The organism is Streptomyces brevispora, from assembly GCF_007829885.1.
Classification (GTDB): Bacteria; Actinomycetota; Actinomycetes; order Streptomycetales; family Streptomycetaceae; genus Streptomyces; species Streptomyces brevispora.
In genome coordinates, this window is record NZ_VIWW01000001.1 from 41,278 (window position 1) to 56,306 (window position 15,029).

A 15,029-nucleotide genomic window follows, 5' to 3' on the forward strand; every position below is an offset into this window, starting at 1 on the left:
GGATCCATCCGGATCAGTCGGCCGCCGGTACGATCCCCGGCTCGGGCGCGGACCGCGCCGTGGACTGTGCCGCCGCCTTCTTGGCCCGGTTCTTGAGGACCAGCATCGAGGCGAGTCCGATCAGGACCGCGATCGCCAGTCCCAGGTACGAGAACCGCTTGAGCCAGGCCTCGGCGACGACACCCACCGAGTAGATGACGGCCGTGGTACCGCCGGCCCAGACGATCCCGCCGAGCAGGTTGGCGGTCAGGAACTTCCAGTACGGCATGTGCAGGACGCCGGCGAGCGGTCCGGCGAAGATGCGCAGCAGGGCGACGAAGCGGCCGAAGAAGACCGCCCACATGCCCCACTTGTGGAACGAGCGTTCCGCCAGGGCGATCTGGCCCTCGCCGAAGTGCCGGGGGAATTTCCCGCCGAGCCAGGCGAGCAGCGGACGTCCGCCCTTACGGCCGATGGCATAACCGATCGAGTCACCGATCACCGCCCCCGCCGAGGCGCAGGCACCCAGGATCCACGGGTTGATGCCGTCGTGCCCAGCGGCCAGCAGCGCCGCGCTGATCAGGACGATCTCCCCCGGCAGCGGGATGCCGAGGCTCTCCAGACCGATCACGATGCCCACCAGGAGGTAGACGCTGATCGCGGGGACGGTCTCCAGCCACTCCTGGATATGCAAAGCCGGTTCCTCCGTAGTGATGTCCTGTCGCGCCGGACAGCTCCTCGGCGCACGGCGGGCAGCCTACCGGTCGGGGCGCCGGCCGGGACAGCACGAAGGGCCGCCCCGCACCCCTGCCGGGTGGGCGGCGGCCCTTTCGGTGCCGTCCGGGATCAGGCGTTGGTCAGGCGTTCGGGCGCAGTGTCCAGACCACGGTCATCTCGCCGGTCACGGCGCCGTCCTCGCGCCGGATCAGGATGGTCACAGGGAACTCGGGGCGCTTGCCCTCGTCGAGTTCGGCGACGACGTCCGCCACCGGCCTGCCGAGCGTGGCGGTGGCGGTGACGTCGCCCATGGCCAGCTTCTTGTAACCGATCTCGGCCTTCACCGCGAGCGGGACGGCCCGCGTCAACTGGTCCCCGAACGCGGCCATGACGATGGCGCCGCTCGCCGACTCCGCCAGCGTGAACATCGCGCCGGCGTGCGGTCCGCCGACATGGTTGTGGAAGTCCGTCCGGTCCGGCAGGCGGACCACCGCGCGTTCGGCGGTGGACTCCAGGAATTCGAGGTCGAGGGTCCGGACCATCGGAACCGTCGCGGCGACCATCTCGCCCGCGGTCATCTGCTCAGCGCTCATGAGCCTGATGTTACTCACGGGTAGAGGTGTTTGGCCATGCCCCTGCGACCACCCGCCCCTCGCCTGATCACGTCCTTCACCATCCGCTCACGGGGGCGGCCGTAGCCGACCTCGCGGCGCCCCTCTATCGTTACTCGCCATGTGGCCAGGACAGCAGCCGCCCGGGGGCGAGCAGAACCCGCAGGACCAGAACCCGTATCAGCAGCCGGGTTACCAACAGCCGAATCCCTATCAGCAGCCGGGATTCCAACAGCCGGGCACGTCCGGTCAGCAGCCCGGGTACGGCTACCCGCAACAGGGACAGCCGGGGCAGCAGGGCTACCCGCAGCAGGGTCAGCCGGGCTACCCGCAGCCCAACCCGTACCAGCAGCCGACGATGCCGCAGCACGCGGTTCCCGGCCCGCCCGGACCGCCGCAGCCCGGCAACGACAAGAAGAAGACGACCGTCGTCGCCATCGTCGCGGCGCTCGCGGTCGTCGCGGCCGCGGTGATCACCGGCGTTGTCGTGATGAACAAGGACGACGACAAGGACGGCAAGAACGTCGCCGACGACAAGAAGTCGTCCGCGCCCGCCAAGCCCTCCGGGTCCGCGTCGTCACCGGAGTCGAACCCGCGCGGTTCCGACGAGGACGCCAAGCCGCTCATCGCCGGCTGGAAGGTGGTGACCAACCCGAAGTGGGGCACGCAGTTCGACGTGCCCGGCGACTGGGATGTCTCGTCCCCCAGCACGTCCTCGTACTTCGAGGACGACAAGAAGGGTGACGGCTCGCCGCTCATCGGCTTCTCCGCGCCCGCGGACCTCAAAAGCAAGTGGTGCGTCGACGACTCAGACCAGGACGGCGTCAAGGAGAACACCAGCCTGGCCGGCACCGGCACCCGCGGCGCGGAAGGTGCCACGGACGCCGATCTGAACGCCAGGAACGAGGCGGGCACCTGGGCATGGGCCGCCTACGCGCAGCACATGCCGAAGAGCACCATCAAGATCAGCAAGGCCGAGCAGTACACCACCAAGTCCGGTCTGACCGGCAGTCTGGTCACCGCCAAGGCGCCCAATGTCACCAAGAAGAAGAAGTGCGACACGGACGGCAAGTCCATCGCCTTCACCTTCAAGAACGGCAAGGGAGCCTTCTCCTCCTGGGTCCTGTACGCCGCCGCCTCGGTCAAGGACGAGCTGCCGGACGCGACGATCCAGAAGATTCTGAGCACGGTGCGCCTGGTGAAGACCACCGGGTCCTGACGCTCCGCGGCACACCCTTCGGCACCACGGGGCCACGCCGGCGCCGGTCGCCCCGGCGACCGGCGCCGGCCTCGCACGCCCATCGGCCCGCCCCGGGCGGGCCGCGATACCGGCTGCTGATCGGCGGGGCAGGGCAGCGCTGTTCGTTCCGGGCCCACTCGAACCGACGCCGGACCACCCCCGCCGGGGTGGTGGCCGGGAGTGCGCCCGCGTCAGCCGATGCCGAAGGCACCGTCGGGCGGCTCGGGCGAGTCGACCGCGTCGGCGTCACCGACCGGCCGGGCGCCCTTGACGAGCCCGGTCACGGCGGCGCCGTACGCGACGCGGGCCGGAAACGCGTCGGCGGCGCAACGGCGGGTCAGCGCGGCCGTGTCGAAGGGGACGCGGGACGCGACGAGGATGGCGTTGCCGAAGCGCCGGCCGCGCAGCACCGCCGGCTCGGCGATCAGCGCAAGCTCCTCGAAGACGGCCGCGAAGGTGGCGAGTTGCGGGCGCAGGAAGTCGAACGGCGCCCCGTCCGCGAGGTTGGCGGCGTAGACCCCGTCGGCGCGCAGCGCCCGCGCCGCGGCCTGCGCGTAGGGGACGGAGGTCAGATGGGCGGGCACCCGCGAGCCGCCGAAGACATCCGCGACCAGGACGTCCACGGAGCCGGGCGCGGTCGCCTCCAAGTGCTCGCGGGCGTCCGTGCCGTGCACGGCGATCCCGCTGCCGTCCGGCAGCGGGAGGTGCTCGGCGACGAGGGCGAGCAGCCCCCGGTCGGCCTCGGCGACGTCCTGCCGGGAGCCGGGACGCGTCGCGGCGACATAGCGGGGCAGGGTGAGGGCGCCGCCGCCGAGGTGCAGCACGTCGAGCGGTGCGCCCGCTTCGGCCACGCAGTCCACGACGTGGCCGAGCCGCCTCGCGTACTCGAACTCAAGGTGTTCCGGCGCGTCCAGGTCGACGTACGACTGGGGCGCCCCGTCGACGGTCAGCAGCCAGGCGCGCTCCCGGTCCACGTCGGGGAGCAGTCTGGCGGTGCCCCGGTCCACGTCGCGGACGACCGGTATCGACTCGTTCACTCCCCCATTGTGCGGTGCCTGCCGACTGCTCGTGACCGCGGCGACGGCCGCGCACGGCGCCGGGTCCGCCTCCCGTGGAGTACGGAAGGCGGACCCGGCTGTGCCGTCACGTCTCAGAGCAGCCCGGTGACGGTGCCCGCGCCGATCGTGCGGCCGCCCTCACGGATGGCGAAGCCGAGGCCGGTCTCCAGCGGTACGTCCCGGCCCAGTTCGACGGTCATGGTGACCGTCGTGCCGGGACGCGCCACCGCCGCTTCGCCGAGGTCGACGTCACCGACGACGTCCGCGGTGCGGATGTAGAACTGCGGCCGGTAGCCGGTGGCGACCGGGGTGGTGCGGCCGCCCTCCCGCCCGGACAGGACGTACACCTGCGCGGTGAAGCGCCGGCTCGGTGTCACGCTGCCCGGCGCCGCCACGACGTGCCCGCGGCGTACCCGGTCGCGCTCGACCCCGCGCAGGAGCAGCGCGACGTTGTCCCCGGCCTCGGCGGACTCCATCGGCTTACCGAAGGTCTCCAGACCCGTGACGACCGTCTCGATGCCGGCTCCGAGCACCGCCACCTGGTCACCGACGCGGACGGTCCCGCGCTCCACCGCACCGGTGACGACAGTGCCCCGGCCGGTGATGGTCAGGACGTTCTCCACCGGCAGCAGGAACGGCGCGTCGGTGTAGCGCACCGGCATCGGTACGTAGGTGTCGACGGCGTCGAGCAACGCCTCGACCGCCGCCGTCCAGAGTGGGTCGCCCTCCAGCGCCCGCAGGCCCGAGACCCGCACGACGGGCACGGTGTCGCCACCGTAACCGTGCGCCGACAACAGCTCGCGCACCTCCAGCTCCACCAGGTCGGCCAGCTCGGGGTCGCCCGCGTCGGCCTTGTTGAGGGCGACGACGATGTGGTCGACGCCCACCTGGCGGGCCAGCAGCACGTGCTCGGCGGTCTGCGGCATGATCCCTTCGAGCGCGGACACGACGAGGATCGCCCCGTCGAGCTGGGCGGCGCCGGTCACCATATTCTTGATGTAGTCGGCGTGCCCAGGCATGTCGACGTGCGCGTAGTGCCGGGTGCCGGTCTCGTACTCGACGTGCGCGATGTTGATGGTGATGCCGCGCTGCGCCTCCTCGGGCGCCCGGTCGATGCGGTCGAACGGGACGAAAGTGCCGGTGCCGCGGTCGCTGAGGACCTTGGTGATGGCGGCGGTCAGGGTGGTCTTGCCGTGGTCGACGTGGCCCATGGTGCCGATGTTGAGGTGCGGCTTGGTGCGCACGTATGCCGTCTTGGGCATGGCTCATTCCTTGGAATTCGAAGCTGAGAGAGAAGACCCCAGGGCCCCGCCGACCCTCCCCTTACGGGGTCCGCCGGACTGTCGGGGGAGGGTCAGCTTCGAGCGCCGCCGATGGGCGCTGCGGCAGCCGTGAATGCTGCTGCGACTGCTGCCGCGGTGGTGGCCGCGACGTTCGCGGCAGCCTTCGGCGCGTCCGCGACTGCGGACGGCGCTGCGAGGAAGGCGTACCGGAACATGCTTCGATCATGTCCGACGGCGGCGGGCCCGTCGAGCGATTTTCGGCGGGCAGCCGGGCAGTTGGAGGGGCGGCACTCCCGCGCACCGCCTCAAAGGTGTTTGGTGGCCTCTCGCACCGACAGGGGCGACAGCCTCCCCCGGGCGCCGTCGACGAAGCCCTGTACGGCCTGCGGATCGGTCTTGGCGTACTCGCGCAGGCACCATCCGATCGCCTTGCGGATGAAGAGGTCCGGGTGGTCGGCCCGGCGCAGGCAGTATCCGAAGAGCCGTCCGGTGTCGGTGTCCTCCTTGAAGCGCAGCTGGTGCAGCAGCGCCGTGCGGACGATCCAGACGTCGTCGTCCTCGATCCACGCGTCCATGTCCTGCCGGAGCTCCGGGCCGGCGGCCACCAGCGGACCCGCGACATGGGCGGCCAGGGCGTCGACGGTGTCCCACCACGGCACGGTGGAGACCAGATGGCGCACGACCGGCAGGAAGCCGGAAGAGCAGCGCGCGACGTGGCGGCGGAGGTAGTCGGCGGCGAAGTACTGGTACTCGCGCTCGGGCAGCCCCCAGCAGCGAAGCGCGATGGCGGCGCAGTCCGTCTCGCCGGGGCGCGGGGCGCCTTCCAGGACGGTGCGGGACAGTGCCCGGCGCCGGGGGGTGGGGATGCCGAGGAACGGCGCGATGTTTTTCATGTACACGGCGGCGGACCGGGCCCGCACGGGGTCGGCCGCCGTGGGATACAGCGCGGTGAGGCGCTCCAGCACGGTGTCGGCCAGTGTGCTGCCGGGGATCCCGGGGGCAGGTTCGGCCGCACCGCCGGCGGTGTCGGATCCGTCGCTCATAACGGTCACATTACGGCGATCACGCCCGGTGTCGGATACTCTCCCCGAATGCTCGACCCCGTCCCCGCCACCCGGCCTGCCACCGGCCTCGCCACGCGCTGCACGAGGGTGCTTTTCTCGCCCTGGTCCCGGCTCTCGCTGCTCGTGGCGGTGCTGCTGGCCGCCGCGACGACGATGCTGCTCCTCGAACCGCAGCGGCTGCTCGCCGCCGGCTGGCCGACCCAGCTGAGCGGCGGCGCCGTCGCGGTCGTGCTCTTCGGCCTCGCGTACGGCGTGTGCACGGTGGCCTTCGTGCCGCGGCCGCTGCTCAACCTCGCCGCAGGTGCGCTGTTCGGCGCGCAGGCCGGTCTGGCGGCGGCGCTGGCGGGCACGGTGCTCGGCGCGGGCATCTCGTTCGGGCTCGGCCGGGTGCTGGGGCAGGACGCGCTCCGTACGCTGCTGCGGGGGCGCTGGATGCGGGCGGCGGACGGACAGCTGAGCAGGCACGGGTTCCGCTCGATGCTGGCGCTGCGGCTGTTCCCCGGAGTGCCCTTCGCCGCCGCCAACTACTGCGCCGCGGTGTCGCGCATGGGCTATCCCCCGTTCCTGGCGGCGACCGGGCTGGGCTCGATCCCCAACACGGCCGCGTACGTCGTGGCGGGGAGCGAGGCCTCGTCGCCGACATCGCCCGCGTTCCTGGCCGCGATGGGCTTCATCGTGCTGACCGGTCTCGGCGCGGCCGTGGTCGCCTGGCGCCGACGTCACCGGCTGGGCGCCGAGTGACGCGGCGTTACGGCCGGGGGTTGTCGTAATCCTGTTCACCCGGGGGCGATACGCTTCCCGCGACCGACAGACGATCTCCGGGTCCCATGCGGCCCTGCCCTCACATGACCGCAATCCGCACGCTGCCGACGGCTCCGAAGCCCGTCGGACGATGCATGATCACTTCAGGATGGCCCAAGCCCCATGAGCTGGTTCGAATCCTTCGTCCTCGGCCTCGTTCAGGGACTGACCGAGTTCCTGCCGATCTCCTCCAGCGCGCACCTGCGGCTCACCGCGGCGTTCGCCGGCTGGCACGATCCGGGTGCGGCGTTCACCGCCATCACCCAGATCGGCACGGAAGCCGCAGTTCTCATCTACTTCCGCAAGGACATCGTCCGGATCGTCGGGGCGTGGTTCAAGTCGCTGACGGACCGCTCGATGCGGAGCGACCACGACGCCCAGATGGGCTGGCTGGTCATCGTCGGCTCGATCCCCATCGGTGTGCTCGGTGTGACGTTCAAGGACCAGATCGAGGGCCCGTTCCGTGATCTGCGGCTGATCGCCACGACCCTGATCGTGATGGGCATCGTCCTCGGCATCGCCGACCGCCTGGCCGCCCGTGACGAGACCGGCGGCAAGCACCGGGCGATCAAGGAGCGAAAGACCCTCAAGGAACTGGGCATCAAGGACGGCCTGATCTTCGGCTTCTGCCAGGCCATGGCCCTGGTCCCGGGCGTCTCCCGGTCCGGCGCCACGATCAGCGGTGGTCTGCTGATGGGCTACACCCGCGAGGCGGCGGCACGTTACTCGTTCCTGCTCGCCGTCCCGGCGGTACTCGCGTCGGGCGTCTTCGAGTTGAAGGACGCGGGCGAGGGACACGTGGCCTGGGGTCCGACGATCTTCGCCACGTTCATCGCGTTCGGTGTGGGGTACGTCGTCATCGCCTGGTTCATGAAGTTCATCACGACCAAGAGCTTCATGCCGTTCGTCATCTACCGCGTGCTGCTCGGCATCGTCCTGTTCGCGCTGGTCGCAGCGGGTGTACTGAGCCCGCACGCGGGTGAGTCCGCGGGCTGATCGAGGTTCTTCTCGGCGGATGTGTCCGGCTCGGAACCGAAGATGTCCGCTGGGGAGATCCAGCTGATCCGGGAGGGTTTCAGAGCCTCTTCGAGCCGGTCGTCCTCCCCGTCGTCTCCCGGCGGATCACCGGGCGTACGGGGTGTCGGGCCGGCGGGACCCGTCCGCGGCCGGTCGGCGATCATCCGGCCTCCTCGTGCAGCGGGTTGCCCGGGGCGGGGGTGGCCCTGAGGAACGACGTGATGATCGCCCGGTAGCCGCGGTGGCCAGGGTGACGGCCGGTGTGGCGCAGCGCCCAGCTCCCGGGCCGTGCCGGCCCCTCGGTCGCCTCCGAGGACGCCTGACACGTCGTGCACTCCACCTCGTACAACGGCCGGGAGGTACCGGGTTCGCGGTCGGGGCCGATCGTCCAGTCCGCCAGGCGGATCACGGAGCGGATACTCATGGGCCTGTCCCCGCCGCGCGCCGGGCGCAGGCGGTGGTGTCGGGGCACGCCCGGGGGAACCACCAGTACGGGCTGCCGTCGGCCGGCGTGTGCTGCTGTTCACCGAGGTTCGTGGCAGTGCCGGTCGCGACCTCCGCCGCGCACCAGAGGCACGACCACCCGCGCAGCTGCTGCATGGTCAGCTCCTCGACTGGTGGTAAGGCCCTCACGGTCATGGCGTCCCCGGCTCGTCTCTGATCAGGTACGACGAGCGTGCCAGGACGTGGAGGGCGCAACGCTCACAGTTCTGTGAGTGTCCTAGAGGCCGATCCAGACGGCCATGTGGCCGAGGCCGTCCGGAGTGCGGCGTGCCGTGTTGAGCAGCCCCGTCACGGTCTCACGGGTCCGCGGGTGATAGCGGGTCTGCTCCGGCGCGGCCCGGCGCGCCTCGACGAGGTGGCGCAGTGCGGCGTCCGTGTGCCCGGTCTCCATCTCGACGTTGGCGCGGTCGACGAGGAACCGGGCGCGCCGCGAGGTCAACGTCGCCGCGGGCAGCTTCATCGTGCGCGCCTGCCGCAGCGCGTCGTCGTACTGCCGCATGGTGATGGCGGCGCCCATCTCGTGCAGGGAGACGTTCATCCGGCCGAAGGAAAGCCAGTGCACTTCGCGCGCCTCACCGCCGACACGGTCGGCCAACTCGCGGGCAGCGGTGATGTGCTGCGCCACGGCGCCGCTGTCGCCCGCACGTGCGGCCACCGCGGACGCGCCGAGGTGGAGCTGCCCGGCCACCGCGAGCGCCTCCCTCGATGAATCGTCGGCGACGAGTGCGTGGCCGGCCTCGACCATCCGCCGCCCCAGGTCCTTTCCCGACTCGGCATGCCCGAGCGCGCGCTTGTACTGGCGGATCGCGGCCAGACACGGGTCGGAGGCGCGTTCGGCGGCCCAGCCCATCCGGTCGAGGGCGACGATCGCGAGGTCGGGGAAGCCGACCTTCAACGCGATGTCGTGTGCCGTTCGGTACGTCGAGGCGAGCGCCTGCCACGTCGCGACCGTCGGTGCCGTGCGGGCCGCCTGTGTCAGACCGGCGATCACTGCGGGGAGGGCGCGTGCTGCCGCCCGTAGGTGGGTGGCTCGGACCTGTCGGCAGATCCGGTCGGCCTCGGCCGCAAGCCCTGCGACAGGGATGCCGCCTACTGGTTCGTGATCGAGGTCGTACAGGTCGAGGGCTTGGCGGATGGGGCTCACCAGGACGGCCAGGCGGCACTGTTGCTCATCGTTCGCGTGGAGTGGGCCGTGGAGGACAGCAGCATCAATGCCGAGCGCGGCAGCGACAGCGGCGGCAAAGGCGTCGGTAGCCTGGCGGGCTCCGCACTCGACCTGGTTCAACAGGCTGTAGGAGTACGGAATGCGCGCGGCCAGTTCCCTCTGGGTGAGCCGGGCGAGCTTCCGTTGTTCCTTGATGCGGGCGCCGATGCGGCCGTCGTCCGGTGCGCTCATACGGGCCTCCGTTCCTGGATCGTCATCCGGAACGGTACCTGCGCGTCCGTGCGCCGGATCATGCGTCGTCGCCAAATCCATCCGATCCGGGGGTGGTTGCGTGTCCGGGATCCGGCGGGGTGGGATGGGCCAATGACGTCTCGCGTGCTCTACCTGTTCGGCTCCGCCGCCCCGCCCGTCCTCGAGGCGGCACATGTCGTGGAGGATGCGCAGGCCCGCGGCTGGGATGTGTGCCTCGGGCTGACGCCGACGGCCGCGCGGTGGCTGGAACCGCAGCGGCCGGAACTGGAGCGACTGACCGGCCACCCGGTCCGGTCGGAGTACAAGATGCCGGGCAGCCCGGACATTTGGCCGAAGGCTGACGTGATCCTCGTCGCACCCGCCACGTTCAACACGGTCAACGAGTGGGCCCTCGGCCTGACGTCGAAGTTCGTTGTGGGGGTCGCGGCAGAGGCGATAGGGAAACGGATTCCGGCCTTGGCCATGCCGTGTGTGAACGCCGCCTACGTGCGGCATCCCCAGTTCGACCGGTCGGTGGAAGTGCTGCAGGGTGCGGGGGTGCGGGTGTTGTACGGCCCTGGCGGCTTCGAGCCGAATGAACCGGGTGAGCGGCGGCCGGAGGGGTTCCCGTGGGAGCGCGCTCTCGACGCGGTCGGCGCCATTGCCGGTGGGCGGTCGTAGTCTGTTCGTATGCCCGTTCCCACTCCTGCCCGTCCCGCTGCGCGCTCGCTGGCCGCGGTGAACGCGGACATTCGCGCCCTGTGGCAGCGGGGCGGCCGCCTGTCGCCGGAGGGGCGCCGGGAGTACGAGCGGCTGCTCGCGGAGTGGGCCGCGGTGGTGCGCGGCGATGCCGTCGAGGCCGCGTGACCTGCGGCTGACTGTCGTCGATGCTGTCCCGCGTGGCCTTCAGGCTTCAGGCTTCAGGCTTCAGGTCAAGGGTGTGCGGGTGTCACCTGGGAGCCGTCACGAACTGCCGGATCGCCAGGGCCAGCCGCTCCGGCTGGTCCAGCGGGACGAGCGTGCGGCTGTCCGCGATCGCGACCAGCCGCCCTTGCGGGAGGAGCGCCGCGAGGCGCCGGCCGTGTTCGGGCGGCATCACGCGGTCCCCGGCCGCCCAGACGACGAGTGCGGGCCGCGTGAAGGACGGCAGGAGCCCGCGCCCCCGTGCCCGCCGGAGCGGGAACGGGGGCAGTCCGGACCTCGGCCTCGGTGCCGTCACTCGGTCTCGACGAAAGGCGGAAGATCGGGTTCGACGAACAGCCCCTGGTAGCGCGGTGTCGGTACGGCCTCGACACGGCCGGGGGCCTCGGCCGCCGAGCCCGCGGCGCTCTCGTCCGAGCGCCGCTGAACCTGGCGGGGCGGGGTATCAGCCATCGGGTCTCCTGTACATCGCAGTTGCTGTGATAGCCCCGTGGCCGGCCGGTCCGCGGACAGCGGCGACGACGGGGGTGTGGCATCGTCCCGGTCCCGCGCCCACCAGGGCACCGGTATCCGACGAGGCTTGCAGAGACTATCCGTTGCCGCTGGTCCGGCCGTCGGCACCGTCGCCGGTGCGCCCCGTTTTTGCCTTCACGGGCGCATCAGTAGGCGACGACCGCCCAGACCAGCGCCGCCGCGACCGCCGTCGCGTAGCAGCCGACAGCGGCCCGCACGACGGACACGCGGGTGTGTGCGCTCCACGATGTCATGACCAGGAGGCGGGCCAGTACCGGAAGCACCAGAACGGCGTGGAGACTGACGCCGTGCAGGGGTTTGAGCGACGCCGTGGAGGTGTAACCCGCCAACTGATTTCCGGTGCGGGTGAGATAGACGCCGCGCGCGATCATGGCCGCCCCCGACAGCAGCCCGATGACGAGAATCCCGCAGCCCGCCCGCAGTGCGAGCGCCATGCCGGGCGGTCCCGCGGGCCGCCGGAGGAACGCGGCGGCCGAGAGGACGGAGAGAATGACGACCAGTACTCCCCCGCCGACGGCCAGCGCCATGGACACCCCTGTGTCGAACGGGGTCTCCATGTTGAAGTGGGACGGCACTCGGCGCCATGCCTGGACGGTGATCCCGGCGACCTCCAGCACGCAGTCCGCGGCGAACACCCCCAGCAGCACGGTCCGGGCGCGCACACCGATCCGCAGGTACGAGGAGACCCAGGCGATCGCGATGAGTGTCAGGCCGAAGGAGAGACCGAAGGTGACGGGTTTGCGCCAGGACACCGGGCCGTCCCAGGAGCCGCCGCCTGCGACGAGGACGACGAGATGCACTAGTCCCGACGCGATGAGCACGGCCCCCGTCGCGTAGCAGATCCCCTCGACCGGGCGTATGTCATGACGAGGGTGCAAGGGCGTGGACGGGCGGTGGACGCGGTCGTCCGCCCGTCCGGCCGGGGTTGTTGCTGCGGTCCGGTTCTCCATGGTGCGCAGGATCTCCCGGCCGGGTGCGGGCGTCGTCGTACGCCGGAAGGCGGTGGCCGTACGCCCGGTGGAGTAGCGGCGGGTCCCGGACCACGCACCGCTTCACCGGGCGGAGCGGTCCTCCTGCAACTGGGCGTACGGGACACGGGAGATCTCCCGTACGCCTCCGAAGGTGCCCCACTCGTCCTTGCCGAGCCGGGTCAGTGGGCGCAGCCTGGTGACTTCCGGATGCCCGTCCGTCATGACGTCCTCGTCGACCACGGCATGCACCACACGGCCGAAGACGACCGTGGAGTCGCCGAGCAGGACCGTGCTGCGCAGCTCGCATTCGAGGGCCACCGGTGAACCCGCCACCCGCGGTGGCTTCACCTTCAGGCTGGGTTCCGGCTCGACGCCGACGGCGGGGAACTCGCTGACACCGCGAGGAAAGTCGGTCGCGGTCGCGTTGATCTGCTCGAAGAGGTGCTCCGGGACGGAGTTGACCACGAAGGAGCCGGTCTCCTCGAGGTTGCGCAGCGAGTCCTTGCGCCCGACCGAGGTGAACTGGACGACGGGCGGGCTCACGCAGGCGATCGTGAAGAAGAGTGCGGTGCGAGGTTGGCGGTTTCGCCGTCCGGGGTGACGGTGGAGATCCAGGTGATGGGCCGGGGAACGACCACGGCGGTGAGCAGCCGGTAGAACGTGCCCCGGTCCGTGCACGAGGGATCGAAGTCGATGCGCATGGCACCGAGTGTGCCGCTCTCCTCGCAGGCCCTACGCCTCGGTGTCGCCCGGGTCGTCGGTGCCGAACTGCTCGGCCCGCAGGGCGAGGTCCTGCAGCACGTCCGCGGACGTCACGTCCGTCTGCCCCGAGTCGTGCACCTGCGCCAGCATCGCGAACGCCAGGGTGAACGCTCCGACCAACTGCTCCACCGCGCCCCCGACCTCGCGGCCGACCAGCCCCACCACGTCCTCGATCGTGGCGTCCTCGGGGATGGCGATCCGTGGCATCGTCTCGTTCAGCAGGGCCGTCACCACGGTCGAGTCGTTGCTCGGGTCGCCGCGGTCCGGGTTCTCCTCCAAGAGCCTGCGCATCTCGCCCGCTTCGGTGAGGATGCCGATCACACGCTTCACGACTTCGCTCTGCTCCATCCCGCGAGCATAGGCGCAGGCACGGCGAGCGACGAGGACAACGGCGTTCGGCGGTCCGCTGTGCCGGACCAGGTGGCCGACCGGCTCCGCCGCTCCTTGCTCGGTGTGACGATGATCCGGACTGCCCGTACGCCCGCGGCATACGTGGCCGGCGGCCGGCGGGACCTGCGCGGCCGTCCCCCGCCTCGGCAGCGGGCATCGGCCGGCCGTACCGTACGGGGTACGTCCCGGGCGCACGCGTACCGGCCCGGGACACGCAACACCGGACTCCGGAGGCAGCCATGACCAGCACCCAGCTTCCCGTGATCGCCGCGGTCGACGGGTCGGCACCCAGCCGCGACGCACTGGACTGGGCGGCCCGCGAGGCGGTCGGCCGGGGGTTTCCGCTGGTGGTCGTGCACGCGCTCCAGCGCACCCGGCGGGCCGGCCACGAGGCGCAGCAGCGCGAGGCGGAGGAACTGCTCACGGAGTCCGTGCGCCGGGTGAACGAGATCGCTCCCGGGCTGCACCCGACGACGCTCGCGCCGCTCGACTTCCCGGCGGCCGCTCTGACCTCGCTCAGCCGCGCCGCGTCGATGGTGGTGGTCGGCTCGCGCGGGCTCGGCGGCTTCCGCTCCCTGATGCTGGGTTCCAACAGCCTGGCGACCGCGTCGATGGCCCGGTGCCCCGTGGTCGTCGTCCACGGCGGGCGGCTCGCGGAGGGCCCGGAGGAGACCGCGGAGGTCTCCTCGGACGTCGTCGCGGGCGTGGCCGCCGACGAGAGCAGCGAGTCGGTGCTGGAGTTCGCCTTCGAGGCGGCCGCGTCGCGCCCCGGTGCGCGGTTGCGGATCGTGCACGGCTGGACGATGTTCTCCTCGATGCTGTCGGGCGGACCCGTTTTCGACCGGGACGCGGCGGCCGACGCGGCCGAGCGCACCCTCGCCGAGCTGACCGCGGGCCGGCGGGAGCAATACCCGCAGGTCGAGGTCATGAGGGAGCCCGTGAACGGCTCCGCGTCGCACACGCTCGTCGCGGCGTCGGCGACCGCGGCCCTGACGGTGATCGGTCGGCGCAGGGGTGGTGAGTCGCTCGGTCTCGGCCTTTCCCCGGTGGCGCAGACCACGCTCACCCATGCGCGGGGCCCGGTGGCCGTGGTCCCCGGCTGACCGCCCTCCTTCCGGGTCCCGCACCGCCTTCGGCGCCGCCCGCGCACGGCCGTTCCCGGCCCGCCGGGGGGTGCACGACACTTGGCCCCTGACGCCCGCGGGCACAGACTGACCCGATGACGCAGCGCGTGGATCTCTCGACCGTGATGGACCGGATCTCCATCGATGCCGTGATCACCGGCTACGCGGTGGCGGTGGACGACGGCGAATGGACGGACTACCAAGCACTGTTCACCCCGGACGGCCGCGCCGACTACCGCACCGCGGGCGGCATCGAAGGGCCCGCCTCCGAGGTCGCGCAATGGCTCTCCCGGACGATGCTGCTCTTTCCCGTACGGCAGCATCTGATCGTCAACCGCCGCCTCGACCTCCAGGATCTCGGCGGCTACCCGGGTGACGGCGCCCAGGTGCAGGCCGACTACATGAATCCGATGCGGCTCGGGAACGACGCCGAGGGCGCCGGGAACGGCGGCGGCGAAGCCCCGCCGACCGCACCGAACTTCGTCTCGGGCGGGCGGTACGTCTTCGATCTGCTCCGTACGGAGAGCGGCTGGCGGATCCGGGGCGTGACCGTGCACGAGAAGTGGCGGAGCCTGTCGGGCACCCTTGTCACCGGCTGATCCGCGCCGGTCCGCTTCCGCGGCCCCACACTGGGGGAGAACAGGGGAACGGGTTCCC

At 71.3% G+C, this 15,029-nt stretch carries 19 protein-coding genes and 1 pseudogene; 7 read left to right on the plus strand and 13 right to left on the minus strand.

What is annotated here, in order from left to right:
- Window positions 1–13: 13 nt before the first annotated feature.
- On the minus strand, window positions 14–673 hold the full coding sequence (locus tag FHX80_RS00185) for a DedA family protein (RefSeq protein ID WP_145762220.1): 660 nt from the start codon (window positions 671–673) through the stop codon (window positions 14–16).
- Between the two features lie 163 nt (window positions 674–836).
- A complete protein-coding gene (locus tag FHX80_RS00190; protein ID WP_145767000.1) occupies window positions 837–1,274 on the minus strand; it encodes a DUF4442 domain-containing protein in 438 nt (145 codons plus the stop codon).
- 154 nt (window positions 1,275–1,428) lie between these two features.
- Here FHX80_RS00190 and FHX80_RS00195 point away from each other — a divergent pair, with 154 nt between their 5' ends.
- A complete protein-coding gene (locus tag FHX80_RS00195; protein ID WP_145762221.1) occupies window positions 1,429–2,526 on the plus strand; it encodes a DUF8017 domain-containing protein in 1,098 nt (365 codons plus the stop codon).
- A 212-nt stretch (window positions 2,527–2,738) separates the two neighbouring features.
- Here FHX80_RS00195 and FHX80_RS00200 read toward each other — a convergent pair whose 3' ends face one another.
- From FHX80_RS00200 to FHX80_RS00210, 3 genes are all read right to left on the minus strand, one after another.
- Window positions 2,739–3,584: a spermidine synthase gene (locus FHX80_RS00200; RefSeq protein ID WP_145762222.1), complete on the minus strand. Its 846-nt coding sequence runs from the start codon at window positions 3,582–3,584 to the stop codon at window positions 2,739–2,741.
- Between the two features lie 113 nt (window positions 3,585–3,697).
- A complete protein-coding gene (gene tuf / locus FHX80_RS00205; RefSeq protein ID WP_145762223.1) occupies window positions 3,698–4,867 on the minus strand; it encodes an elongation factor Tu in 1,170 nt (389 codons plus the stop codon).
- A gap of 326 nt (window positions 4,868–5,193) precedes the next feature.
- Window positions 5,194–5,931 (minus strand): DNA alkylation repair protein, encoded by a 738-nt coding sequence (locus FHX80_RS00210; RefSeq protein ID WP_145762224.1) that lies wholly within the window; start codon window positions 5,929–5,931, stop codon window positions 5,194–5,196.
- Between the two features lie 48 nt (window positions 5,932–5,979).
- Here FHX80_RS00210 and FHX80_RS00215 point away from each other — a divergent pair, with 48 nt between their 5' ends.
- Both FHX80_RS00215 and FHX80_RS00220 read left to right on the plus strand, forming a co-directional pair.
- A complete protein-coding gene (locus tag FHX80_RS00215) occupies window positions 5,980–6,693 on the plus strand; it encodes a TVP38/TMEM64 family protein (RefSeq protein WP_145762225.1) in 714 nt (237 codons plus the stop codon).
- A 183-nt stretch (window positions 6,694–6,876) separates the two neighbouring features.
- The gene (locus FHX80_RS00220) at window positions 6,877–7,749 is read left to right on the plus strand and encodes an undecaprenyl-diphosphate phosphatase (protein WP_145762226.1); all 873 of its coding nucleotides are present in this window, start codon (window positions 6,877–6,879) and stop codon (window positions 7,747–7,749) included.
- A gap of 181 nt (window positions 7,750–7,930) precedes the next feature.
- Here FHX80_RS00220 and FHX80_RS00225 read toward each other — a convergent pair whose 3' ends face one another.
- The 3 genes from FHX80_RS00225 to FHX80_RS00235 all read right to left on the minus strand — a co-directional run bounded on the left by FHX80_RS00225 (window position 7,931) and on the right by FHX80_RS00235 (window position 9,670).
- Window positions 7,931–8,194, minus strand: a complete 264-nt coding sequence (locus tag FHX80_RS00225) for a DUF7848 domain-containing protein (protein WP_145762227.1) — start codon at window positions 8,192–8,194, stop codon at window positions 7,931–7,933.
- The gene (locus FHX80_RS00230) at window positions 8,191–8,370 is read right to left on the minus strand and encodes a hypothetical protein (RefSeq protein ID WP_244318101.1); all 180 of its coding nucleotides are present in this window, start codon (window positions 8,368–8,370) and stop codon (window positions 8,191–8,193) included. Before FHX80_RS00230 ends, FHX80_RS00225 begins: the two co-directional genes overlap by 4 nt.
- 121 nt (window positions 8,371–8,491) lie before the next feature.
- Window positions 8,492–9,670, minus strand: a complete 1,179-nt coding sequence (locus FHX80_RS00235; protein WP_145762229.1) for a helix-turn-helix domain-containing protein — start codon at window positions 9,668–9,670, stop codon at window positions 8,492–8,494.
- A 132-nt stretch (window positions 9,671–9,802) separates the two neighbouring features.
- Here FHX80_RS00235 and FHX80_RS00240 point away from each other — a divergent pair, with 132 nt between their 5' ends.
- Together FHX80_RS00240 and FHX80_RS34555 are read left to right on the plus strand one after the other, a co-directional pair.
- Window positions 9,803–10,351, plus strand: coding sequence for a flavoprotein (locus FHX80_RS00240; RefSeq protein WP_145767001.1), 549 nt, complete (start codon window positions 9,803–9,805; stop codon window positions 10,349–10,351).
- 9 nt (window positions 10,352–10,360) lie between these two features.
- A complete protein-coding gene (locus tag FHX80_RS34555; RefSeq protein ID WP_167523340.1) occupies window positions 10,361–10,537 on the plus strand; it encodes a hypothetical protein in 177 nt (58 codons plus the stop codon).
- Window positions 10,538–10,619: 82 nt separating this feature from the next.
- Here the strand turns inward: FHX80_RS34555 and FHX80_RS00245 are convergent, their stop codons facing one another.
- From FHX80_RS00245 to FHX80_RS00260, 5 genes and pseudogenes are all read right to left on the minus strand, one after another.
- Complete coding sequence (locus FHX80_RS00245; protein ID WP_375884718.1) at window positions 10,620–10,766, minus strand: alpha/beta fold hydrolase; 147 nt, start codon at window positions 10,764–10,766, stop codon at window positions 10,620–10,622.
- Between the two features lie 119 nt (window positions 10,767–10,885).
- Window positions 10,886–11,044 (minus strand): hypothetical protein, encoded by a 159-nt coding sequence (locus FHX80_RS34560; RefSeq protein ID WP_164494545.1) that lies wholly within the window; start codon window positions 11,042–11,044, stop codon window positions 10,886–10,888.
- Window positions 11,045–11,250: 206 nt separating this feature from the next.
- Window positions 11,251–12,075, minus strand: a complete 825-nt coding sequence (locus tag FHX80_RS00250; RefSeq protein ID WP_244318102.1) for a hypothetical protein — start codon at window positions 12,073–12,075, stop codon at window positions 11,251–11,253.
- Window positions 12,076–12,177: 102 nt separating this feature from the next.
- Window positions 12,178–12,797 (minus strand): annotated as a pseudogene (locus tag FHX80_RS00255) (flavin reductase family protein).
- 31 nt (window positions 12,798–12,828) lie between these two features.
- Window positions 12,829–13,206 (minus strand): hypothetical protein, encoded by a 378-nt coding sequence (locus FHX80_RS00260; protein WP_145762230.1) that lies wholly within the window; start codon window positions 13,204–13,206, stop codon window positions 12,829–12,831.
- A gap of 281 nt (window positions 13,207–13,487) precedes the next feature.
- Between FHX80_RS00260 and FHX80_RS00265 the strand changes: the two genes are divergently transcribed.
- Both FHX80_RS00265 and FHX80_RS00270 read left to right on the plus strand, forming a co-directional pair.
- Window positions 13,488–14,351 (plus strand): universal stress protein, encoded by an 864-nt coding sequence (locus FHX80_RS00265; protein ID WP_145762231.1) that lies wholly within the window; start codon window positions 13,488–13,490, stop codon window positions 14,349–14,351.
- Window positions 14,352–14,467: 116 nt separating this feature from the next.
- Window positions 14,468–14,971 carry a nuclear transport factor 2 family protein gene (locus FHX80_RS00270; RefSeq protein WP_145762232.1) on the plus strand — a complete coding sequence of 168 codons (504 nt, stop codon included), beginning with the start codon at window positions 14,468–14,470 and terminating at the stop codon, window positions 14,969–14,971.
- The last annotated feature ends 58 nt before the right edge of the window (window positions 14,972–15,029 follow it).